Below are 18877 nucleotides of genomic sequence, written 5' to 3' on the forward strand. Positions count from 1 at the left end.
GCAATTAGCACAGGAGGGATGGTATGAAGCTGTGCATACTGTTGGGCAGCCCCAGAAAACGGGGGAATACCGCCGCCCTGGTGGAAGAATTTCTCCGCCAATGGAAACAGTTTGGAGAAAAGAGCAAGGTCATTTCACTCTATGAGTACCGTATCGATCCCTGTTTAGGCTGCATGACCTGTCAGGACTGTATGGACGGTTTGGGCTGTATCCAGCAGGATGATTTTGCAGAACTATTTCAGGCAATGGCGGACGCGGACCTTCTCCTCTTGGCTACGCCCATCTACGCCTGGTACTGCACGGGACCCATGAAGGTTCTGCTGGAACGGGCCATATATGCCGGGAATAAGAACTATGGTTCTCGAAAGGGTCCTACCCTGCTGGCTGGAACATATGTGGCCTCTTTGACCACCTGCGGCTATCCGCCGGAGAAGGGGGCCGATCTGTGGGAGGAAGGCCTCAAGCGGCTCTGCCGCCACAGTAAAATGAATTATTTGGGGATGTTCTGCGGCCGGGATTTGGGGCGGAGCGTACCCTTTTTGGATGAGGAAAAACAACAGGGGGTCCGGGATTTTGCCCGTGTGCTCCATTCGACCATGGAGGTAAAACATCATGAGCGGATTACATGATCTGTCTCCCCGTTTGCGGATGGTAGCGGATCTGGTGCCTGCGGGGATCAGGTTGGCCGATGTGGGAACTGACCATGCCTATCTCCCTGCGGCCCTGCTGCTGGAGGGAAGAATCCCCTTTGCTGTGGCCGCCGATCTGCGGCAGGGCCCACTGGCTTCGGCAAGAGCCACGGTGCGCCGGGCGGGACTGGAGGGAAAGGTGGCCTTTCGGCTGTGTGACGGACTGCGGGGCATTCGGCCGGAAGAGGTGGACGGTGTGGCGATCGCCGGTATGGGCGGTGAAACTATTGCCGCCATTTTGGCTGCCGCCCCCTGGACACGAGAACAGAATGTGCCCCTGATCCTTCAGCCTATGTCATCTATGCCTGATCTGCGGAAATGGCTGGAAGAGAACGGCTATCAAATTATAACAGAGGAACTTTGCCAGGAAGGGGATACCCTTTACACCGCTATGCTGGTCCGGGCAGGGAAGATGGAACCTCAAAGTCCTGGAGAGCTGTGGGCAGGAAAGAACCGCAACCACCCGCTTCGTGGGGCTTGGCTGAACCAGTGGCTGGGCCGTATAGAACGGGCACTGGATGGTATGGAACAGGCTCAGGGAGAAGGAGTTCGCCCTAAGCGGGAACAGCTGGCCCAGGTACGGGCTGAACTCTTGCATATGAGAGAGGAGTGGGATCAATGGCAACGGTGAACGAAGTCTATGAGGCACTGAATTGTTGGGCTCCCTTTGGAATCCAGATGGACTTTGATAATGCGGGTTTTCTGGTAGGCCGGGGGAACCGGGAGGTAACCAAAATCCTGGTGGCTCTGGATATTACCCAGGACGTAGCTTGCGAGGCTGCGGATTGGGGCGCTCAGCTGGTGGTATCCCACCATCCAGTTCTCTTTCACCCTGCCCGGTCTGTTACCGATGCCGATCCCACAGGGCGGATTTTGCTGGAGCTGATTGAGAAGGGTGTAGCTGCCATCTGTGCCCATACCAATTTGGATGCGGCCCAGGGGGGCGTCAACGACTGCCTGGCACAGGCGCTGGAGCTCAACCAAGTGGGGCAATTGCACCAGGATGGAGTGCTGGACGACGGGACCCCCTACGGTATCGGACGCGTGGGTTTGGTCCACAAACCGGGCCTGTCCCCAGGGGAGTACGCCGCCTATGTGAAAGAGCAGTTGGGAGCGGCGTCGGTCCGGTGTGCAGACGGCGGGAAGCCTGTGGCTAAAGTGGCGGTGGGGGGCGGCTCCTGCGGCTCCATGTTGGAGGATGCTGTCAAAGCAGGGTGTGACACCTTTGTCACCGCGGATGTGAAGTATGATGTCTTCCTCCAGGCCAAAGCCCTGGGAATCAACCTCTTGGATGCAGGCCACTTTGCCACGGAACATGTGGTTTGCCCCAGTCTGGTGAAATTTCTGACGGAGAAATTCCCAGGGGTTGAGGTCCGTCTGTCTCAGCGTCATCAGGAGGCCTATTTTGGAGTGTAAATCCCGCCGCTGGAGAATCTGGGACTGGGGAATGGTGCTGGTGCTGTTTTTGCTTCTGACAGCCCGTGCCTGCGCTTGGGGAGTTCAGTACTGGCCCCAGATCGATGACTATATCCAGCTGTGCAACTATGTGCGCAACAGCACCTTGGCAGCGGTGCAAGAGAGCATAGGCATTTTGGGCGCCCGTCCGCTGGCTGTGGTGGGAGATTTTTACCTGTGGGGCAAGATGTTTTCCTTCCTCATTGTGGGCGTGGCCATGATCTCCCTGATGTACGCGCTCTCCGCTGTCATGCTCCGGCGGCAGCTGGGGCGGTATTTCCCTGTGAGCCCGCTGTTTCTCGTACTGTTTACCCTGCTGCCACTGGGTGTGGAGGGCACCTATTGGATGTCGGCTGCCACACGAGTCGTATGCGGACTGTTCTTTGCGGCTTTGGCATCGGGGGCCTTCCTCAAATGGATGGATACAGGCAGTTGGCTTTGGGCATTGGCCTTTGCACTGCTGCAAATTATGCCCATGGGCTTTTACGAGCAGTCGGGGGTTTTTGCGGTAACGCTGGTGATAGGCCTTGCCATCTTGGAGGTCATTCAAAAACGGCGGCTGAAACGGGCGCTGCTGGCCCTGTGGAGCCTGCCGGCTATGGGGCTTTATTTTGCCGTAACCCCTCTTTTGACGGTGGGGAGCATGTATACAGGCCGGGCCAAGGTTCTCCTGCCCACCGATCCCGCCTGGTGGGAAAGCCTGCTGCCGGAAGCACTCCGACAGATCAAGACAGTTTTTTTAAACGGAAATTTTTATACCCTGGGAAAGGGGTTTTGGCGAGGGGTTCAGGCGATCTGTTCCGGAGAGCTCATTGTTTGGGCGGCGGTGACAGCGGCGCTGTGTCTGCTGTTCTGGCTGCTGTGTGTACGGGGTCCGGGCAGAGAGAAGGGGAGAGTATTTCTCTCACCCTGGCTGGAGCTGACAGCGGGAATCCTTTTGTTTCTTGCCCCGCTGACCATATTCCTGGTGCTGGAAAATCCCTGGTTTTCCTTCCGGGGGGCAGTGACCTCCTTTGCGGGCCTGGCCCTGGTGTGCGATACTGCGGTAACCGCCCTTTGGAGGTGCTTGCCTGGGCGAAAGAGGGGACTGCCTGGATTGGCAGCCCTGCTGGCTTTGATCTTCTGTATAGCGGGAGCCTCTGAGATCGGGGATTACCGGGCCAACTATCAGGCGGATCAGAAGGTGGGAATGGCGGTGGTTCAGGTTTTGGAGGAGGATTTTCCCCGGCCCGGCGATAACGGTTATACCCAGCGCATTGGGATTCTCAACATCCAGCCCACCTACCTTGAGGATCAAAACTACTACTACCACGAGCATATCCATGGCTGTACAGAGAGCAGCTGGGCCTTCCAGGGGCTGCTTGCCAGCCTGGGAGATCAGGGAACCTGGGACGTGACCCCGCTGCCCACCGATCCTATGTATTACCACTGGAACAAGGACACCCATCGGCCGGAGACCTTTGACGTGCTTTATTATTACGATGGGCAGAGGATTTTCCCTGTAGAGCTGGAACAGACCGGAGAGCACCAGTTCCGGGTGCTGGACATGGAGGGTCGGACAGTGGGAAATATTTGGGAAGAGGAAAACCAAAGAGGATACTTCCAGGCAGAGGAATAAGGAGAATTTTTTGTAAATAATCCTTGCATTCACCAACTTTCTGTGATATAATCCCTTAGTCTGAATAACGGGCGGTCCTCTGCGGCGCACCTTCCAGCGGGAAGAGGCACGAGGCCGGAATGAACGCCTATACAACAGGAGGAAAGTATTATGGATCTGATGAAGGCTTTTACCGAGAAGTACACCAAGGCCGAGCCCCCCGTGGCCAATGTGGGCGACACTGTGCGCGTTCACCTGAAGGTCAAGGAAGGCAACCGTGAGCGTATCCAGGTGTTCGAGGGCACTGTGATCGCCAAGAAGCACGGCGGCATTGAGGAGACCTTCACCGTACGTCGTGTTTCCTACGGCGTTGGTGTGGAGAAGGTGTTCCCTGTTCACTCTCCCGCTGTGGAGAAGATCGAGCTGGTGCGCCATGGTAAGGTCCGCCGCGCCAAGCTGTACTACCTGCGTGGCCGCGTGGGCAAGGCTGCCAAGATCAAAGAGGCCCTGTAATTCAAGCGCGAAAAAGGAGCGGTTTTGCCGCTCCTTTTTTCATATAGCGTCCGAGGCCGCGAACAAAGGCCTCGGCACAGCCTTGGGCATAGAAAGGAGAAGTTCCATGTATATCCAGTGGTACCCAGGCCATATGACAAAAACCCGGCGGCAGATTGAGGCAGATCTGAAGCTGGTGGACATTGTAGTAGAGATCATCGACGCCAGAATCCCTATTTCCAGCCGTAACCCGGACATCGATGCCATCTGTGCCGGAAAGCCCAGGCTTGTGGTGCTGAACCGGGCGGACCAGGCCGACCCCGCAGGCAATCAGAAATGGACAGCTTGGTTCCGGGCCCAGGGCTGGGCAGTGCTGGAGACCGACGCCAAAAGCGGCGGGGGAGTAAACCGCTTTTCCGCTGTGATCCAGAGCGTGCTGAAAGAGCAGATCGAGAAGTGGCGGGAGAAGGGCCAGGTGGGACGGCCTGTTCGCGCCATGGTGGTGGGGGTGCCCAATGTGGGTAAGTCCACCTTCATCAATAAAGTAGCCAAGAAGAAATCAGCCAAGGCCAGCGACCGTCCGGGCGTCACCCGCGGCAAGCAGTGGGTGAATGTGGACCAGAGCCTGGATCTGCTGGATACACCGGGAATCCTCTGGCCGAAATTCGAGGACGAGGTTACCGGAATGAACCTGGCCTTTACCGGGGCGGTAAAGGACGACATTATGGATGTGGAGACCCTGGGCTGCCATCTCATGGCCCTTTTGGGAGAGCGTTACCCCCAGACCCTGGTGACCTCCTATAAGCTTCCCCAAGTCCCTGCACGGGAGGAGGGAGAGAACGACGTGGCCTATGGCTATCGTCTGCTGGAGGCCTGTGCCCAGAAGCGCGGCATGCGGATCTCCGGGGGAGAGCTGGACACAGAACGGATGGCGCGGGTGCTGCTGGATGAGTACCGTGCCGGAAAGCTGGGACGCTTTACACTGGAGCTGCCGGAAGAGAAGGAGACGGTTTGATGGATTTCTGGCAATATGAGCGGGAAGCTCAGCAGGCCGGGTTTCGGACGGTGTGCGGCTGTGATGAGGCGGGGGCAGGCCCTTTGGCCGGACCGGTGTACGCTGCTGCGGTGATCCTGCCGTTTGGAGAAGAAATCCCCGGTCTCAATGACTCGAAAAAGCTGACCGAAAAAAAACGGGAGGCCCTGTTTCCCCTTGTGAAGGAAAAGGCGCTGGCCTGGTCGGTGGCCTTTGTGGAGGCGGAGGAGATCGACCGCACGGATATCCTCAGCGCCCGTATGAAGGCTATGCAGCTGGCCATGGATGGCCTGAGCATTCCCGCTGACTTTGCTCTCATTGACGGCAACCGGGACAAAGGAAAGAGCAGCGCTATTACGACCTGTCACCGCTGCATTGTAAAGGGGGACAGCCTGTCGGCTTCTGTGGCCGCCGCATCCATCCTGGCCAAGGTGAGCCGGGACCACCATATGCTGGAGCTTGCCCGCCAGTACCCGGAATACCGCTTTGACAAGCATAAGGGCTATGGTACCAAGCTCCACTATGAGCTTCTGCGTGCCTATGGGCCCAGTCCCATCCACCGCAGAACCTTTTTAAAAAACTTATGAGCGGGCAGGAGAGCAGGCTTCTGGGCCGATGGGGAGAGACTCTGGCGGCGGAATTTCTGCGGCGGCGCGGCTATTCCATTCTCGGTGCCGGGTGGCGGTGCCGGTTTGGAGAGATCGACCTGATTGCTGCGGACAAAACCTACCTGTGCTTTGTGGAGGTCAAGCTGAGAAAATCGGCCGCCTATGGTACCGCCGGGGCCTTTGTGGACCGGCGCAAGCAGGAGAAGCTGCGCCTGACTGCGCAGATGTACCTTTGCCAGCACCCGACCAGCCTCCAGCCCAGATTTGATGTGGTGGAAATCTATGCCCCTCAGGGAATCCAGACGGAGCAGCCGGAAATCAATATTCTGGAAAACGCCTTTTGAGGCAAATTCCCCCGGCTTTTTCCCAAAATCCCTTGACCGTGGGGCGGGAAGCTGGCATAATGAATTATTAGAACGATGCGGACCATGTGCCGCGAGACGACTTCAGTGAAGATGGGAAGGATCGCCATGCAGTATATCAGTACCAGAAACGTAGGCTTCCAGTGCTCTGCCTCCCAGGCCATTGTCCAGGGCCTGGCCAAGGACGGAGGACTGCTGACGCCCTTTTACATTCCCAAGCTGCCCAACAAGGCCCTGGAGGAGATGAAGTCCATGGCCTATCAGCACCGGGCGGTGTACATTATGAAGCAGTTTTTGGAGGAGTTCTCCGTTAAGGAGCTCACCGACTTTGCCAATGCCGCCTATGGGCCGGAAAAGTTTGACACCCCCGCGGTGGCTCCGGTGCGCACGGTGGATGGAAACACCCACTGTCTGGAGTTGTGGCATGGCCCCACCTGTGCCTTTAAGGACATGGCCCTTCAGATGCTGCCCCACCTGCTGTCCGCCTCCCTGGTAAAGACCGAGGAGGAGAAGACCGCCTGCATCCTGGTGGCTACCTCCGGTGACACCGGAAAGGGAGCCTTGGAGGGCTTCCGGGACGTGCCCCGGACCAAGATTTTGGTGTTCTATCCCAAGGACGGCGTGTCTGAGGTTCAGCAGCTCCAGATGGTCACCCAGGAGGGCAGCAACGTGGGGGTCGCCGCAGTGTACGGCAACTTTGACGATGCCCAGACCGGCGTAAAGCGCCTGTTTTCTGATCAGGAGCTGGCAAAGGAGCTGGCGGACAAGGGATATTTCTTCTCCTCGGCCAACTCCATCAACTGGGGCCGCGTGCTGCCTCAGATCGTCTACTACATCTCCGCCTACTGTGACCTGCTCCGGGACGAAAAGATCGAGCCTGGACAGAAGGTCAACGTGTGCGTGCCTACCGGCAACTTCGGCAACATCCTGGCTGCTTACTACGCCCGTGAGATGGGAGTGCCCATCGACCAGCTGATCTGCGCCTCCAACAGCAACAATGTCCTCACCGACTTTATCCGCACTGGCGTGTATGACCGTAACCGGGACTTCTATAACACCATGTCCCCCTCCATGGACATCCTGATCTCCTCCAACCTGGAGCGGCTCCTCTTTGCCCTCACCCAGGACACGGAAGAGGTGAAGGGGTACATGAAGGAACTGGCCGCTTCGGGCCGCTACCAGGTCCGTGACCGGATCAAGGAGAAGCTTCAGCAGCGTTTCAAGGGGTACTTCTGCAATGATAAGGAGACCCAGCGGGTGATCCGGGAGATGTACGATAACCACGGTTACCTTATCGATACCCACACTGCCGTGGCCTTCTCTGCTTTGGAGCAGTACCGGAAGGAGACTGGGGACGAGACGGTGTGCATCGTGGCCTCCACAGCCAGCCCCTTTAAGTTCTGTGACAGCGTGCTGGAGGCCCTGGGGGAGACGGAGATCGCTCAGGGACTGGATGCTCTGGATCAGCTTGCTGCCAAGTCCGGTCAGCCCGCTCCCGCGCCTCTGTCTGGTCTGCGTGACAAGCAGATTCGCTTTACGGAGACTGTGGAGAAAGAGCACATGGTGGACGCTGTGTGGAACATGCTGGGGTGAACTATGGCCCTGTACGCCATTGGAGATACGCATCTATCCCTGGGCAGCGACAAGCCCATGGACGTGTTCGGCGGAGGCTGGACCGGTTATGTGGACAAGCTGCGGGAGGGATTTTCCCACGTAGGGGCGGAGGACACCGTGGTGATCTGTGGTGATGTGTCCTGGGGCATGAGCCTGGAGGAGGCAAAGGCGGACTTTGCCTTTTTGGACCGTCTGCCCGGAAAGCGGAAGCTGCTGCTGAAGGGCAACCACGACTATTGGTGGACGACCGCATCCAAAATGAGCCGCTTTTTTCAGGAGAATGGTTTTTCTACCCTGGAGATTCTCCATAATAACTGCGCCTTTTATGGGGAAATTGCCCTGTGCGGCACACGGGGGTGGTTTTATGAGGAGGAGCGCGGAGAACACAGCGCCAAAATCTTCAACCGGGAGCTTATGCGCCTGGAAACCTCGCTGAAGGCTGGGGGAGAACGGGAGAAGATCTGTTTTCTTCATTATCCGCCCATCTACCAGGGATACCGCTGTCAGGAGATCCTCGACCTGCTGAAGCGGTATGGAGTGAAGCTGTGCTGCTACGGTCATCTTCACGGCCCCAGCCACCGTTTTGCCGTCAACGGAGTGTGGGATGGGGTGGATTTCCGGCTGATTGCCGCGGACTATGTGGGATTTCAGCCGGTAGAGCTCCTTTTTTCGGAAAAATTTCTTTAAAATTTAAAAAATAGTCTGGTCAAACCGCCGCTTATCTGATAAAATATCGTGGCGAAAGTAAACAGGCTCTCCCCAACCTTATGCAAAGGTGGGTTGGGCCGACAGGAGGAAATTAACAAATGAAGGTCACCAATGTAGAGAAGAAAGAAAAAAGCACCGTTGAGCTGACGATTCAGATCGACGCCGATCAGTTTGAGGCCGCCGTGCAGAAGGCTTATCTGAAGAGCCGCGGCAGCATCAACGTCCCCGGCTTCCGCAAGGGCAAGGCTCCCCGGAAGATCATTGAAGGTATGTACGGCTCCGGCGTGTTCTACGAGGAGGCCATCAATGACGTGTACCCCGCCGCCTATGCCGAGGCTGTGAAGGAGCAGGGCCTGGACGATGTGGGTTACCCCAAGATGGAGATCGTGGAGGTTGGCAAGGAGGGCTTCACCTTTAAAGCCCTGGTGTCTGTCCGCCCCGAGGCCAAGCTGGGTGAGTACAAGGGCCTGAGCGCTCCCAAGGAGGAGATCAAGGTCACTGAGAAGGACATCGACGCTGAGATGCAGCCCTACATCGACCGGGCTACCCGTCTGGTGAGTGTCAAGCGTAAGGCCAAGAAGGGTGACACCGCTGTCATCGACTTTGAGGGCTTTGACAACGGCACCCCCTTTGAGGGCGGCAAGGGTGAGAACTACGAGCTGAAGCTGGGCGCCGGCATGTTCGTCCCCGGCTTTGAGGAGCAGGTCATCGGCATGAAGGCCGGAGAGGAGAAGGACATCGACATCACCTTCCCTGAGGATTATCACGCCGACCTGGCCGGCAAGGCCGTTGTCTTCCACGTGAAGGTCAACGAGGTCAAGGAGCCCAAGGCTCCCGAGGTGGACGACGAGTTTGCCAAGGACGTGTCCGAGTTTGAGACTCTGGCCGACTTCCGCAAGGATCTGGAGACCAAGCTCACCGAGCGCCGCACCCAGCAGGCCCAGAGCGATTTTGAGAATCAGGTTCTGGAGCAGCTGGTGGCCAACATGGAGTGTGAGATCCCCGACGGCATGATCGAGGTTCAGATCGACCGCCTCATGGATGACTACGCGATGCGTCTCCAGAGCCAGGGCATCTCCATGGAGGACTATCACAAGATGATGGGCACCAACGCCGAGATGATCCGCGCTTCCGCCCGTCCCACTGCCCTGAAGCAGGTGCAGATGGAGCTGGCCCTCACTGCTGTGGCCAAGGCTGAGAACCTGGAGGTCTCTGACGAGGAGTACGAGGAGGAGATCAAGCGCCTGGCCGAGCAGTACAACATCCCTGCCGAGCAGGTGAAGGCTGCCGTTCCCGCTGAGGACCTGAAGCACGACCTGGTCATGCGTAAGGCCAGCAAGCTGGTTCTGGATTCCGCCAAGGCCACCAAGGCTAAGAAGAAGGCTGCCGCCAAGAAGACCGCCAAGAAGGCGGAGGAAGAGGCCGAGCAGTCCGCTGAGGAGCCCAAGGCTGAGTAAATGAGTCATAACAACCCGGAGCGGCCAGCGGCCGCTCCGGGTATCCCCATATTTATGGGGCAGATATGAACGCAGCGTAAACATTTTCAATAAACCTCCGTTTTTGAAAATCGGGGGTTGATTTTTTGCGGCGAAGCGGTTATGATCATAGAAGAAGTTGGCACTCTGTTGTAATGAGTGCTAAAACAACAGAAACCGATCCATACCAAATCTCTGTTTCTGGATTGTTTTTCCGGGAATGGGGTATACTTTGGTATCTTGCCTGAAAAAAGGAGTATCGAAGATGAGTTTAGTTCCTTATGTAGTAGAGCAGACCAACCGGGGCGAGCGCTCCTATGACATTTTCTCCCGCCTGCTCAACGACCGTATCATCATGCTGTCTGAGGAGGTCAACGACACCACCGCCTCTCTGATCGTGGCCCAGCTGCTGTACCTGGAGGCCCAGGACCCGGACAAGGACATTCAGTTCTACATTAACAGCCCCGGTGGTTCTGTCACCGCTGGTATGGCCATTTATGACACCATGCAGTATGTGAAGTGTGACGTGTCTACCATCTGCATTGGCATGGCTGCCTCTATGGGGGCCTTCCTGCTGTCCGCCGGAGCCAAGGGCAAGCGTCTGGCTCTGCCCAATGCGGAGATTATGATCCACCAGCCCTCTGCCGGCACCCAGGGTCAGATCACCGACATGGCCATCCACCTCAAGCGCCTGGAGGTGGTGAAGAAGCGGATGAACCGCATCTTGTCCGAGAATACCGGCAAGCCCATCGAGGTGGTCACCGCCGACTGTGAGCGGGACAACTTTATGACCGCACAGGAGGCCATGGAGTACGGCCTCATCGACAAGGTGATCGAGAAGCGCTGAGGGCGCAAACCCTGAAAACGAGGTGTAGCAATGGCTCGCAATGACGAAAAAAGCATCCGCTGTTCCTTCTGCGGAAAGCATCAGGACCAGGTCAAACGGATGATCGCCGGACCCGGCGTATATATTTGTGACGAGTGCGTCAATCTCTGCATGGAGGCCATGGGGGCTGAGGGGCTGCTGTTGGATGACGACATGGGCCCTGTGGGGGAAATCCCCGATGCCCTGCCCACGCCAAAGGAGATTCACGCCGTCCTGGATCAGTATATCATCGGCCAGGAGAAGGCCAAAGTGGCCCTGTCCGTGGCTGTCTATAACCACTATAAGCGCATCTATTTTGGTGGGGGAGAGGATGTGGAGCTCCAGAAGAGCAACATCCTGCTCATGGGTCCCACTGGCTGCGGCAAAACTTTGTTTGCCCAGACCCTGGCTCGGGTGCTGAAGGTTCCCTTTGCCATCGCCGACGCCACCACCCTCACCGAGGCCGGTTATGTAGGCGATGACGTGGAGAATATCCTTCTGCGCCTGGTACAGGCTGCCGATTATGACATCGAGCTGGCCGAGCGGGGAATCATCTATATCGACGAGATGGATAAGATCGCCCGAAAGAGCGAGAATACCTCCATCACCCGTGATGTGTCCGGTGAAGGGGTACAGCAGGCCCTGTTGAAGATCCTGGAGGGCACGGTGGCCAATGTCCCGCCTCAGGGTGGCCGGAAGCACCCCCATCAGGAGTTTATCCAGATCGACACCCGGAATATCCTGTTTATCTGCGGCGGCGCCTTTGACGGCATCGATAAGATCATCGAGCATCGTCTGGATAAGCGCTCCCTTGGCTTTGGTGCCGAGATCCAGAGCCGTAAGGAGCGGAATGTGGGCGAGCTGATGAAGGAGATCCAGCCCCAGGACCTGCTGAAGTTCGGTATTATCCCCGAGCTGGTGGGCCGTCTGCCCGTGGTTACTACCCTGGAATCCCTGGACCGGAACCAGATGGTAAAAATCCTCACCGAGCCCAAAAACGCTCTGGTGAAGCAGTATCAGAAGCTGCTGGATTATGACCAGGTGGAGCTGGAGTTTACGCAGGAAGCCCTGGAGGCCATTGCGGACCGGGCGGTGGAGCGCGGCATCGGGGCCCGTGGCCTGCGGGCTGTGCTGGAGGACATTATGACCCGCGTGATGTATGATGTCCCCTCTGATCCCACCATTGTCAAGGTGACCATTACGGCTCCCTGCGTCAAAGGGGAAGGAGAGCCTGAGCTGGAGCGAAACCCCAACCGCACCCAGCGGCCTAAGCTGGGGAAAGCCAGCGTGCAGGTGGACCATGGGCTGGGAATGCCAGGGTCCAGCGCCAGCTAACCAATCCATACAGGCGCCCGCGGTCTCCCCGGAACGGCGGAGCCGGGGGCGCTGTTCGTTTTATGTACCCCTGAGAGGAAGTGAATGATTATGACCAAAGAATGGGAAGTGCTGCATACCACAACCATGCCCGTCATTGCCCTGCGGGGCCTGACGGTGTTTCCCAATGTATTGATCCATTTTGAAGTGTCCAGGGACATCTCCATCAAAGCCCTGGAGACCGCAATGAGTGCGGGCAGCCCCATTTTCCTGGTGGGCCAGAAGGACATCGGGGTGGAACAGCCGGGGCTGGAGGATCTTTATCAGATCGGCACCATCTCCAACATCCGCCAGATTCTCCGCATGCCGGGGGACAATGTTCGGGTGATGGTAGAGGGACAGAGCCGGGGCCGCATGATTCAGCTGCTGCGTACTGAGCCCAACCTGGAGGCAGAAGTCCAGGAAATCCAGGCCCAGGATGCGCCCGCCCGGAGCTCGGCTAAAACGGAAGCACTTATGCGCGCCACCTATGACCTGTTTCAACAGTATGCTGAGCTGGCCCCGAAGCTGTCTCACGATTTGCTCATCCATGTGCTGGCCAGCCAGGACCCCGGCCATATCGCTGACTACATCGCCCAGAATATCCCCATGCGCAACAGTGACAAGCAGGCAATTCTGGAGGAACTGCGCCCCAACAAACGGCTGGAGAAGCTCCATAAGCTGCTGGAGCGGGAAGTAGAGATCCTCGCCCTGGACAACGAGATTCAAAACAAGGCACGGGAGCAGATGGCCGACCACCAGCGGGATTACTACCTGCGGGAACAGCTGAAGGCCATCCAGAATGAGCTGGGGGAGGGAGAAGGCACCGACGAAATTGAGGAGTACCGCCAGAAGATTGCCAAGGCCGACCTCCCTGACCCGGTGCGGGAGAAGCTCAATAAAGAGCTGGGCCGCCTGGCCAAACAGTCCTACGGCTCCTCGGAGGGGACCGTCCTTCGCAACTATCTGGACGTGTGTCTGGAACTTCCCTGGGGGGTCAAGACCAAGGAGAAGATCAGCGTTGCCGCGGTACGCAAGGCCCTGGACCAGGACCACTATGGCCTGGAAAAGGTCAAGGAGCGTATTCTGGAGTTTGTGGCGGTCAAGCAGCTTGCTCCGGAGTTGAAAGGGCAGGTCATCTGCCTGGTAGGCCCTCCGGGTGTGGGCAAGACCTCCATTGCTATGTCCATGGCCCGTGCGATGAACCGGAAGCTGGCAAGGCTGTCTCTGGGCGGCGTCAGTGATGAGGCTGAGATCCGGGGCCACCGGAAGACTTATGTGGGTGCCATGCCTGGACGGATCATCTCCGCCATCAACCAGTGCGGCAGCTGCAACCCCTTAATGCTGCTGGACGAAATTGATAAGCTGGGCCATGACCACCGGGGCGATCCCGCCTCCGCCCTGCTGGAGGTTCTGGATGGAGAGCAAAATTCCACCTTCCGGGACAACTTCCTGGAAATCCCCTTTGACCTGTCTGAGGTCATGTTCATTACCACGGCCAACAGCCTGGACACCATTCCCCGGCCTCTGCTGGACCGGATGGAGGTCATTGAGCTGGGCAGCTACACCGACGAGGAGAAGGTGCAGATCGCCAAGCGCCACCTGCTGCCCAAGGAGCTGAAACGCCACGGTCTCACCAAGGCACAGATGAAGGTGTCGGATGGGGCTTTGCGGGAGATTATCTCCGCTTACACACGGGAGTCCGGCGTGCGTGTGTTGGAGCGGCGGCTGGCTGGCCTGTGCCGGAAGGCTGCTATGAAAGTGGTTACAGGTGATGTAAAGTCTATTCGCATTACAGAAAAAGACCTGAAAGAGTATCTGGGTATCCCCCGGTACCACCCGGAACGCCAGGCTTTGGAGGAGCGTGTGGGCGTGGTCAACGGCCTTGCCTGGACCAGCGTGGGTGGAGAACTTCTGGAAGTAGAAGTCAATGTGATTCCCGGCTCGGGCAAGGTGGAGCTCACCGGCAACCTGGGCGATGTGATGAAGGAGTCGGCCCACGCCGCCCTCAGCTACATCCGCAGCCAGTCCGACCGGCTGGGCATTCCCGCCGATTTCTACAAGGAAAAGGACATCCATGTCCACTTCCCGGAAGGGGCTGTGCCAAAGGATGGTCCTTCCGCTGGCATTGCCATCACCACTGCCATGGTCTCTGCCCTCACCGGGCGTCCGGTACGCCGGGGCATTGCCATGACCGGCGAGGTGACCCTCCGGGGGCGGGTGCTGCCCATTGGCGGATTGAAGGAAAAGACCATGGCTGCTTTCCGCAACGGCATTAAGACGGTGATCATCCCCGCTGACAATGAAAAGGACCTGGAGGAGATCGATCAAACCGTACGGAAAGCCCTCCAGTTTATTCTGGTGGAGCGTGCGGACCAGGTGCTTGCCGCGGCGCTGAACCGGCCTGCCGAGGTGGTGGAGCTGCCTGCGGCGGAGCGGAAGGAGGAGCCCATTTCCATCCCGGCTGCTCCCGTGAAAGGCAGAGATGCCCAGCGCCCCCGGCAGTAAGGAGGGGAAACGATGGCTGTGAACGTACAGAAGGCGGAATTTGTCCTCTCCGCCGTGTCTCCAAAAAATTTTCTGGAGGATGGACTGCCCCAGGTGGCCTTTGCGGGCCGGTCAAACGTGGGCAAATCTTCTGTGATTAACCGGCTGCTAAACCGGAAGAACTTTGCACGGGTGGGGGCTGCCCCAGGAAAAACCATCCATATTAATTATTTCAAAATTGACGGTGCTTTCTATCTGGTGGACCTGCCCGGCTACGGCTATGCTAAAGTATCCAAGGCAGAGCGGGACCGGTGGGGAAAGCTGATGGAGGACTACTTTGCCCGGCCCGATCTGCTGACCCTGGGGGTCATGATCGTGGATTCCCGGCACAAGCCCACCGCCGACGACTGCACCATGGCCCAGTGGTTTCGGGACACAGGCTGCCCTCTCATTGTGGTGGCCAACAAGCTGGACAAGCTGAAGAAAAGCGAGGTCGAGCCCAATCTCCAGCGCATTCGCGAGTCCCTGGAACTGGAGGAAAGCGCCGTACTGATTCCCTTTTCTGCGGAGAAGGGGACCGGACGGGACGAACTGCTCCGGGCGATCCTGTCCGGCATACAGGCATAAAAAACCCCCGGCTCTGTATTTGACGGAGCCGGGGTTTTGATTGATATGACCGAGCATAGAACTGCGGCTGGGAACAGCCGAAAAGAATGGAGGAAAAGGGGTCACGCAGACTCCAGGAAATCATCCCAATATAATTCATACCAGCGAAATTCGGGCGTCTCCTCCGTTTTGCCCAGCAGGAAATAGCGCAGATACCGGCCTTCGCCCAGCTGAGGGCCTGCGTCCAGCAAAGCCTGGGAATAGGTCCAGTCCAGATCGGCCTGAACAATGGCGTATTCGGTCAGCGCATACTGGTCGATATGTTCCAGTAAATCCTCTTTGACATAAGCCGCCGTGTGATCCAGATCCTCAGGGGTAAGGGTATTCAAGGCGTGTATGGTGATACTGGTCATATATTCGCCGTTTTCAAAATTCTTTTGCCCGTTGCGCACAGTGGTATTAAGAACGTCGTTGTTGCCCAGCAGCTTCTCTTGCTGAGAAAAGTCACCGGAGATTTCAGACTGGTAGTTCTGATAGACCAGGTATTCCAGCTCGTTTTCAATGCTGTCTTCCATGACCAGGGTGCGGTCCTCAAATGAAAGGGATGGCTCCAAATTCAGATCCAATGCAGGAAGGGCGGAGACGTCAGTATAACGGGAGACAAGGATTTCCTCGTCCAGGGAAGAGGCGGAGGACTGCCCGGTGGTGCCGGGAGCGGAACTGGAGGCGGCGGAAGAGCTGGGAGAGGCGGAAGAAGAGGACGCATTCTGGGCGCAGCCTGTGAGAAGAACGGCAGCGAACGCGAGTGCGGTCACATAGCGCAGTGCTTTCATGGCATGAACCTCCTGCCAAACAGATTTAGTTGATTCTACAACGATCATATCAGAGGGAACGGATGCGTTCAAGGAAAAAACGGTTACAATAGGTAACAGAACGATCACAACGTTAGGCCGTAAGTACATGGGGCTGAAGTGGAGGCAGTCGTTTCTTTTCCTTGTGTTTTTACAAACAAACTGGTATAATATTCTGAACTGATTTTGCCTGGAAGGAGGCCTGCTTTGTGGAAACGCCCATTTACCACCTGGAAGGGGTGGTAAAGGCCAAAGAAGAAAATCTGGAAGATTTTGTAGGACCTCTGGATTTGATTTTGCACCTTCTGAGCAAAAATAAAATGGAGATCAAAGACATCCAGATCTCCCTGCTCCTGGACCAGTATCTGGACTGGATGAACAAGCGCAAGGAGCTGGATTTGGAGGTTGCCAGCGAATTTGTCACCATGGCCTCCCATCTTATTTATATTAAGACCAGAATGCTCCTCTCCATCCATGATGAGGAGGCTATGAGCGAGATGGAACAGCTCATTGCCACGCTGGAAGCCCATCAGCGCAACGAAAATTATCTGAAGATCAAAGCGGTGGTCCCTGCCATGGACGGCCGCTTCCAAATTGGCCGGGATTACCTGACCAAAGTACCTGAGGCCATCCAGCCGGACAAGACCTACCGCTACGTCCATGACAAGGAGGATCTTCTGCGGGCCATGACGGCGGTCCTCAGCCGCACAGACCATAAGCTTCCGCCTCCGGTGGCGGCGTTTCAGGGGATCGTGGGCCGGGAGCCCTATCCGGTGGCTGACAAGGCAGGGGAGATCCTCCAGCGGCTTTTGCGGTTTGGTGTCACCCGGTTCCGGGCCCTGTTCAAGGGCAACCGCAGCCGTTCTGAGGTAGTGGCCACCTTCCTGGCAGTGCTGGAGCTGTGTAAGGCCCACCGCCTGCGCCTGGCTGGAACCGAGGAGGACTGTACCGTCACCTGTACCCAGGATGAGGGAACAGAAGAAGTCAAGTTTACCGCCGACAGCGAGTAAGGAGGCAGCCCATTGGAACTGAAAGAGTTGGAATCCGCCCTGGAGGGGGTGCTGTTTGCCGCCGGCGAACCGGTGGCGGTGGAACGGCTGTGCCTGGGGCTGGAGGTGGACCGGCCCACCCTGGATGCGGTGGCCCAGCGGCTTATGGACAAATATAGCTATGACCGCCGGGGCATCCGTCTTTTAAAGCTGGATACCAGCTATCAGCTATGCTCGGCCCCGGAGTATGCCCCCTATATCCGAAAGACCCTGGAGAGCCGCAAGCCCGCCCGTCTGTCTCAGCCCGCCCTGGAGGTACTGGCCATCATTGCCTATTACCAGCCGGTGACACGGGCCTATGTGGATCAGGTGCGGGGAGTGGACAGCTCCTATACGGTGGGGCTGCTGCTGGAGCGGGAGCTGATTGAAGAGGCTGGCCGCCTGGCGGTTCCGGGACGGCCCGTGCAGTTTCGCACCACGAAAAATTTCCTGCGCTCCTTTGGCCTGTCCAGTCTGGAGGAGCTGCCGGAGTTGCCCAATTCCTCCCAGGAGGGGAGTCAAATGACCCTGGAGCTGGAGAACAGCCTGGCCCGCCTGCGCCAGGCGGAGCGGGAGGCTGAGGAGGGACCGGAGGACCCGGTCGAAAAGCCGTGACGGGCTTTGTGATCCTGGCCGCCGTTCTGACTGTTTTGTTCCTGATTGGGCAAGTGAGAGTGGGCGTGCGGGGGGAATATACCGCCGCGGGATTGGCCGCCTGGGCCCGCCTGGGCCCGGTGCAGCTGAAGCTCTGGCCCCGGAAGGCGGCAAAACCAAAGCGTTCTCGGGAAAAACAGCAGAAAAAGCCGGAAAAACTCCCGGACAAGCCCTCTGCCGCTCCTTCGGGCGGAGCACTGGACTATGCCCGTGAACTGCTCCCCGTGGCTTTGGAGGCAGCGGGGCAGTTTCGGAAAAAGCTGCGGGTAGATCAGTTGGAGCTGGTACTGCGGGCAGGAGCCCAGGACCCAGCGGATGCAGCCATGGTTTACGGCTATGCCAACGCAGCTCTGGGGGCGTTGTGGCAGCCGCTCACCCAGAGCTTCCATGTAAAGGACGGCAGGGCACGGGTGGAGCTGGATTTTGAAGCGCAGCAGACTACTCTATATGCTTCGGGGTCCATGTCCCTGAAAATTGGCCAGGCCCTTTGGCTGGGACTTTACTTTGGACGGAAGGCTTTATCAAGACTATCTGCCGTCAAGGGGCGGCGGAGCACCAAAGACAAGGAAAGAAAGGCGGTCTGATTTATGGAAAATCAGGAGAAGAAGAATCCCATCGGCCGGCTGATGCAGGACACCATGGAGCAAGTGCGCGCCATGGCTGACGCTGACGTGATTGTAGGAACGCCCATCCAGGCGGAGGGGGTAACCCTCATTCCCGTGTCCCGGATGTCCATCGGCGTGGGCGGCGGCGGCACCGAGTTTTCCACGAAGCAGGCCGGCCCCGATAAAAACTTTGGCGGCGGCAGCGCGGCCAGCGCCAAGCTGGAGCCGGTTGCGTTCCTTGTGATTCGGGACGGGAATGTGAAGCTGCTCCCTGTGGGCGGCGCTCCGGTGACCACCATGGATCGTGTCATCGAAATGGTGCCTGACGTGGTGGACAAGGTGACAGATTTTATCCAGAATCAAAAGGAAAAAAAGGAATTTGAGGAATAAAGCCT

General features: G+C 57.6%; 20 protein-coding genes. 19 read left to right on the forward strand and 1 reads right to left on the reverse strand.

Annotation, left to right across the window (positions count from 1 at the left end; genetic code table 11):
* The first annotated feature begins 23 nt into the window (after nt 1-23).
* The 15 genes from ACTQ3R_RS08295 (at nt 24) to yihA (ending at nt 15365) form a co-directional block, all read left to right on the forward strand.
* The gene (locus ACTQ3R_RS08295; RefSeq protein ID WP_441778666.1) at nt 24-629 is read left to right on the forward strand and encodes a flavodoxin family protein; all 606 of its coding nucleotides are present in this window, start codon (nt 24-26) and stop codon (nt 627-629) included.
* Nucleotides 613-1320, forward strand: coding sequence for a tRNA (adenine(22)-N(1))-methyltransferase (locus tag ACTQ3R_RS08300; protein ID WP_441778667.1), 708 nt, complete (start codon nt 613-615; stop codon nt 1318-1320). Before ACTQ3R_RS08295 ends, ACTQ3R_RS08300 begins: the two co-directional genes overlap by 17 nt.
* Nucleotides 1308-2105, forward strand: a complete 798-nt coding sequence (locus ACTQ3R_RS08305) for a Nif3-like dinuclear metal center hexameric protein (RefSeq protein WP_441778668.1) — start codon at nt 1308-1310, stop codon at nt 2103-2105. Before ACTQ3R_RS08300 ends, ACTQ3R_RS08305 begins: the two co-directional genes overlap by 13 nt.
* Nucleotides 2095-3762 (forward strand): hypothetical protein, encoded by a 1668-nt coding sequence (locus ACTQ3R_RS08310; protein WP_441778669.1) that lies wholly within the window; start codon nt 2095-2097, stop codon nt 3760-3762. Before ACTQ3R_RS08305 ends, ACTQ3R_RS08310 begins: the two co-directional genes overlap by 11 nt.
* Nucleotides 3763-3912: 150 nt before the next feature.
* Nucleotides 3913-4254 (forward strand): 50S ribosomal protein L19, encoded by a 342-nt coding sequence (rplS, locus tag ACTQ3R_RS08315; protein WP_441778670.1) that lies wholly within the window; start codon nt 3913-3915, stop codon nt 4252-4254.
* Nucleotides 4255-4360: 106 nt separating this feature from the next.
* Nucleotides 4361-5248, forward strand: coding sequence for a ribosome biogenesis GTPase YlqF (ylqF, locus tag ACTQ3R_RS08320; RefSeq protein WP_441778671.1), 888 nt, complete (start codon nt 4361-4363; stop codon nt 5246-5248).
* Entirely contained in the window at nt 5248-5853 is a 606-nt protein-coding gene (locus tag ACTQ3R_RS08325; protein ID WP_441778672.1) for a ribonuclease HII, read from the forward strand. Before ylqF ends, ACTQ3R_RS08325 begins: the two co-directional genes overlap by 1 nt.
* Nucleotides 5850-6218 (forward strand): YraN family protein, encoded by a 369-nt coding sequence (locus ACTQ3R_RS08330; protein WP_441778673.1) that lies wholly within the window; start codon nt 5850-5852, stop codon nt 6216-6218. The genes ACTQ3R_RS08325 and ACTQ3R_RS08330 overlap by 4 nt, the downstream gene beginning before the upstream one ends.
* 126 nt (nt 6219-6344) lie before the next feature.
* Nucleotides 6345-7829 carry a threonine synthase gene (gene thrC / locus ACTQ3R_RS08335; RefSeq protein ID WP_441778674.1) on the forward strand — a complete coding sequence of 495 codons (1485 nt, stop codon included), beginning with the start codon at nt 6345-6347 and terminating at the stop codon, nt 7827-7829.
* Nucleotides 7830-7832: 3 nt separating this feature from the next.
* Nucleotides 7833-8537, forward strand: a complete 705-nt coding sequence (locus ACTQ3R_RS08340) for a metallophosphoesterase (protein WP_441778675.1) — start codon at nt 7833-7835, stop codon at nt 8535-8537.
* A 119-nt stretch (nt 8538-8656) separates the two neighbouring features.
* Nucleotides 8657-10015 carry a trigger factor gene (gene tig, locus ACTQ3R_RS08345; protein ID WP_441778676.1) on the forward strand — a complete coding sequence of 453 codons (1359 nt, stop codon included), beginning with the start codon at nt 8657-8659 and terminating at the stop codon, nt 10013-10015.
* A 283-nt stretch (nt 10016-10298) separates the two neighbouring features.
* The gene (gene clpP / locus ACTQ3R_RS08350; protein ID WP_441778677.1) at nt 10299-10880 is read left to right on the forward strand and encodes an ATP-dependent Clp endopeptidase proteolytic subunit ClpP; all 582 of its coding nucleotides are present in this window, start codon (nt 10299-10301) and stop codon (nt 10878-10880) included.
* A 30-nt stretch (nt 10881-10910) separates the two neighbouring features.
* Nucleotides 10911-12233 carry an ATP-dependent Clp protease ATP-binding subunit ClpX gene (gene clpX, locus ACTQ3R_RS08355; protein WP_441778678.1) on the forward strand — a complete coding sequence of 441 codons (1323 nt, stop codon included), beginning with the start codon at nt 10911-10913 and terminating at the stop codon, nt 12231-12233.
* Nucleotides 12234-12323: 90 nt separating this feature from the next.
* A complete protein-coding gene (gene lon, locus ACTQ3R_RS08360) occupies nt 12324-14759 on the forward strand; it encodes an endopeptidase La (protein WP_441778679.1) in 2436 nt (811 codons plus the stop codon).
* A gap of 12 nt (nt 14760-14771) precedes the next feature.
* A complete protein-coding gene (gene yihA / locus ACTQ3R_RS08365) occupies nt 14772-15365 on the forward strand; it encodes a ribosome biogenesis GTP-binding protein YihA/YsxC (protein WP_441778680.1) in 594 nt (197 codons plus the stop codon).
* Between the two features lie 101 nt (nt 15366-15466).
* Here yihA and ACTQ3R_RS08370 read toward each other — a convergent pair whose 3' ends face one another.
* Nucleotides 15467-16177 carry a hypothetical protein gene (locus ACTQ3R_RS08370; RefSeq protein ID WP_441778681.1) on the reverse strand — a complete coding sequence of 237 codons (711 nt, stop codon included), beginning with the start codon at nt 16175-16177 and terminating at the stop codon, nt 15467-15469.
* A gap of 227 nt (nt 16178-16404) precedes the next feature.
* On the opposite strand from ACTQ3R_RS08370, the gene ACTQ3R_RS08375 reads away from it, so the two are divergent.
* From ACTQ3R_RS08375 to ACTQ3R_RS08390, 4 genes are read left to right on the forward strand one after another with little or no spacing between them, the layout of a single operon-like run.
* Nucleotides 16405-17205 (forward strand): segregation and condensation protein A, encoded by an 801-nt coding sequence (locus tag ACTQ3R_RS08375; protein WP_441778682.1) that lies wholly within the window; start codon nt 16405-16407, stop codon nt 17203-17205.
* Between the two features lie 12 nt (nt 17206-17217).
* Nucleotides 17218-17838 carry an SMC-Scp complex subunit ScpB gene (gene scpB / locus ACTQ3R_RS08380; RefSeq protein ID WP_441778683.1) on the forward strand — a complete coding sequence of 207 codons (621 nt, stop codon included), beginning with the start codon at nt 17218-17220 and terminating at the stop codon, nt 17836-17838.
* Nucleotides 17835-18461 carry a DUF2953 domain-containing protein gene (locus tag ACTQ3R_RS08385; protein ID WP_441778684.1) on the forward strand — a complete coding sequence of 209 codons (627 nt, stop codon included), beginning with the start codon at nt 17835-17837 and terminating at the stop codon, nt 18459-18461. The genes scpB and ACTQ3R_RS08385 overlap by 4 nt, the downstream gene beginning before the upstream one ends.
* Nucleotides 18462-18464: 3 nt before the next feature.
* Nucleotides 18465-18872 carry a GerW family sporulation protein gene (locus tag ACTQ3R_RS08390; protein ID WP_441778685.1) on the forward strand — a complete coding sequence of 136 codons (408 nt, stop codon included), beginning with the start codon at nt 18465-18467 and terminating at the stop codon, nt 18870-18872.
* The last annotated feature ends 5 nt before the right edge of the window (nt 18873-18877 follow it).

The organism is Lawsonibacter sp. LCP25S3_E2, assembly GCF_052117285.1.
Classification (GTDB): Bacteria; Bacillota; Clostridia; order Oscillospirales; family Oscillospiraceae; genus Lawsonibacter.

Coding starts and splice junctions, on each gene's coding strand:
- ACTQ3R_RS08295 (WP_441778666.1), top strand. CDS start 24: ATGAAGCTGTGCATACTGTTGGGCAGCCCCAGAAAACGGGGGAATACC.
- ACTQ3R_RS08300 (WP_441778667.1), top strand. CDS start 613: ATGAGCGGATTACATGATCTGTCTCCCCGTTTGCGGATGGTAGCGGAT.
- ACTQ3R_RS08305 (WP_441778668.1), top strand. CDS start 1,308: ATGGCAACGGTGAACGAAGTCTATGAGGCACTGAATTGTTGGGCTCCC.
- rplS (WP_441778670.1), top strand. CDS start 3,913: ATGGATCTGATGAAGGCTTTTACCGAGAAGTACACCAAGGCCGAGCCC.
- ylqF (WP_441778671.1), top strand. CDS start 4,361: ATGTATATCCAGTGGTACCCAGGCCATATGACAAAAACCCGGCGGCAG.
- ACTQ3R_RS08325 (WP_441778672.1), top strand. CDS start 5,248: ATGGATTTCTGGCAATATGAGCGGGAAGCTCAGCAGGCCGGGTTTCGG.
- ACTQ3R_RS08330 (WP_441778673.1), top strand. CDS start 5,850: ATGAGCGGGCAGGAGAGCAGGCTTCTGGGCCGATGGGGAGAGACTCTG.
- thrC (WP_441778674.1), top strand. CDS start 6,345: ATGCAGTATATCAGTACCAGAAACGTAGGCTTCCAGTGCTCTGCCTCC.
- ACTQ3R_RS08340 (WP_441778675.1), top strand. CDS start 7,833: ATGGCCCTGTACGCCATTGGAGATACGCATCTATCCCTGGGCAGCGAC.
- tig (WP_441778676.1), top strand. CDS start 8,657: ATGAAGGTCACCAATGTAGAGAAGAAAGAAAAAAGCACCGTTGAGCTG.
- clpP (WP_441778677.1), top strand. CDS start 10,299: ATGAGTTTAGTTCCTTATGTAGTAGAGCAGACCAACCGGGGCGAGCGC.
- clpX (WP_441778678.1), top strand. CDS start 10,911: ATGGCTCGCAATGACGAAAAAAGCATCCGCTGTTCCTTCTGCGGAAAG.
- lon (WP_441778679.1), top strand. CDS start 12,324: ATGACCAAAGAATGGGAAGTGCTGCATACCACAACCATGCCCGTCATT.
- yihA (WP_441778680.1), top strand. CDS start 14,772: ATGGCTGTGAACGTACAGAAGGCGGAATTTGTCCTCTCCGCCGTGTCT.
- ACTQ3R_RS08370 (WP_441778681.1), bottom strand. CDS start 16,177: ATGAAAGCACTGCGCTATGTGACCGCACTCGCGTTCGCTGCCGTTCTT.
- ACTQ3R_RS08390 (WP_441778685.1), top strand. CDS start 18,465: ATGGAAAATCAGGAGAAGAAGAATCCCATCGGCCGGCTGATGCAGGAC.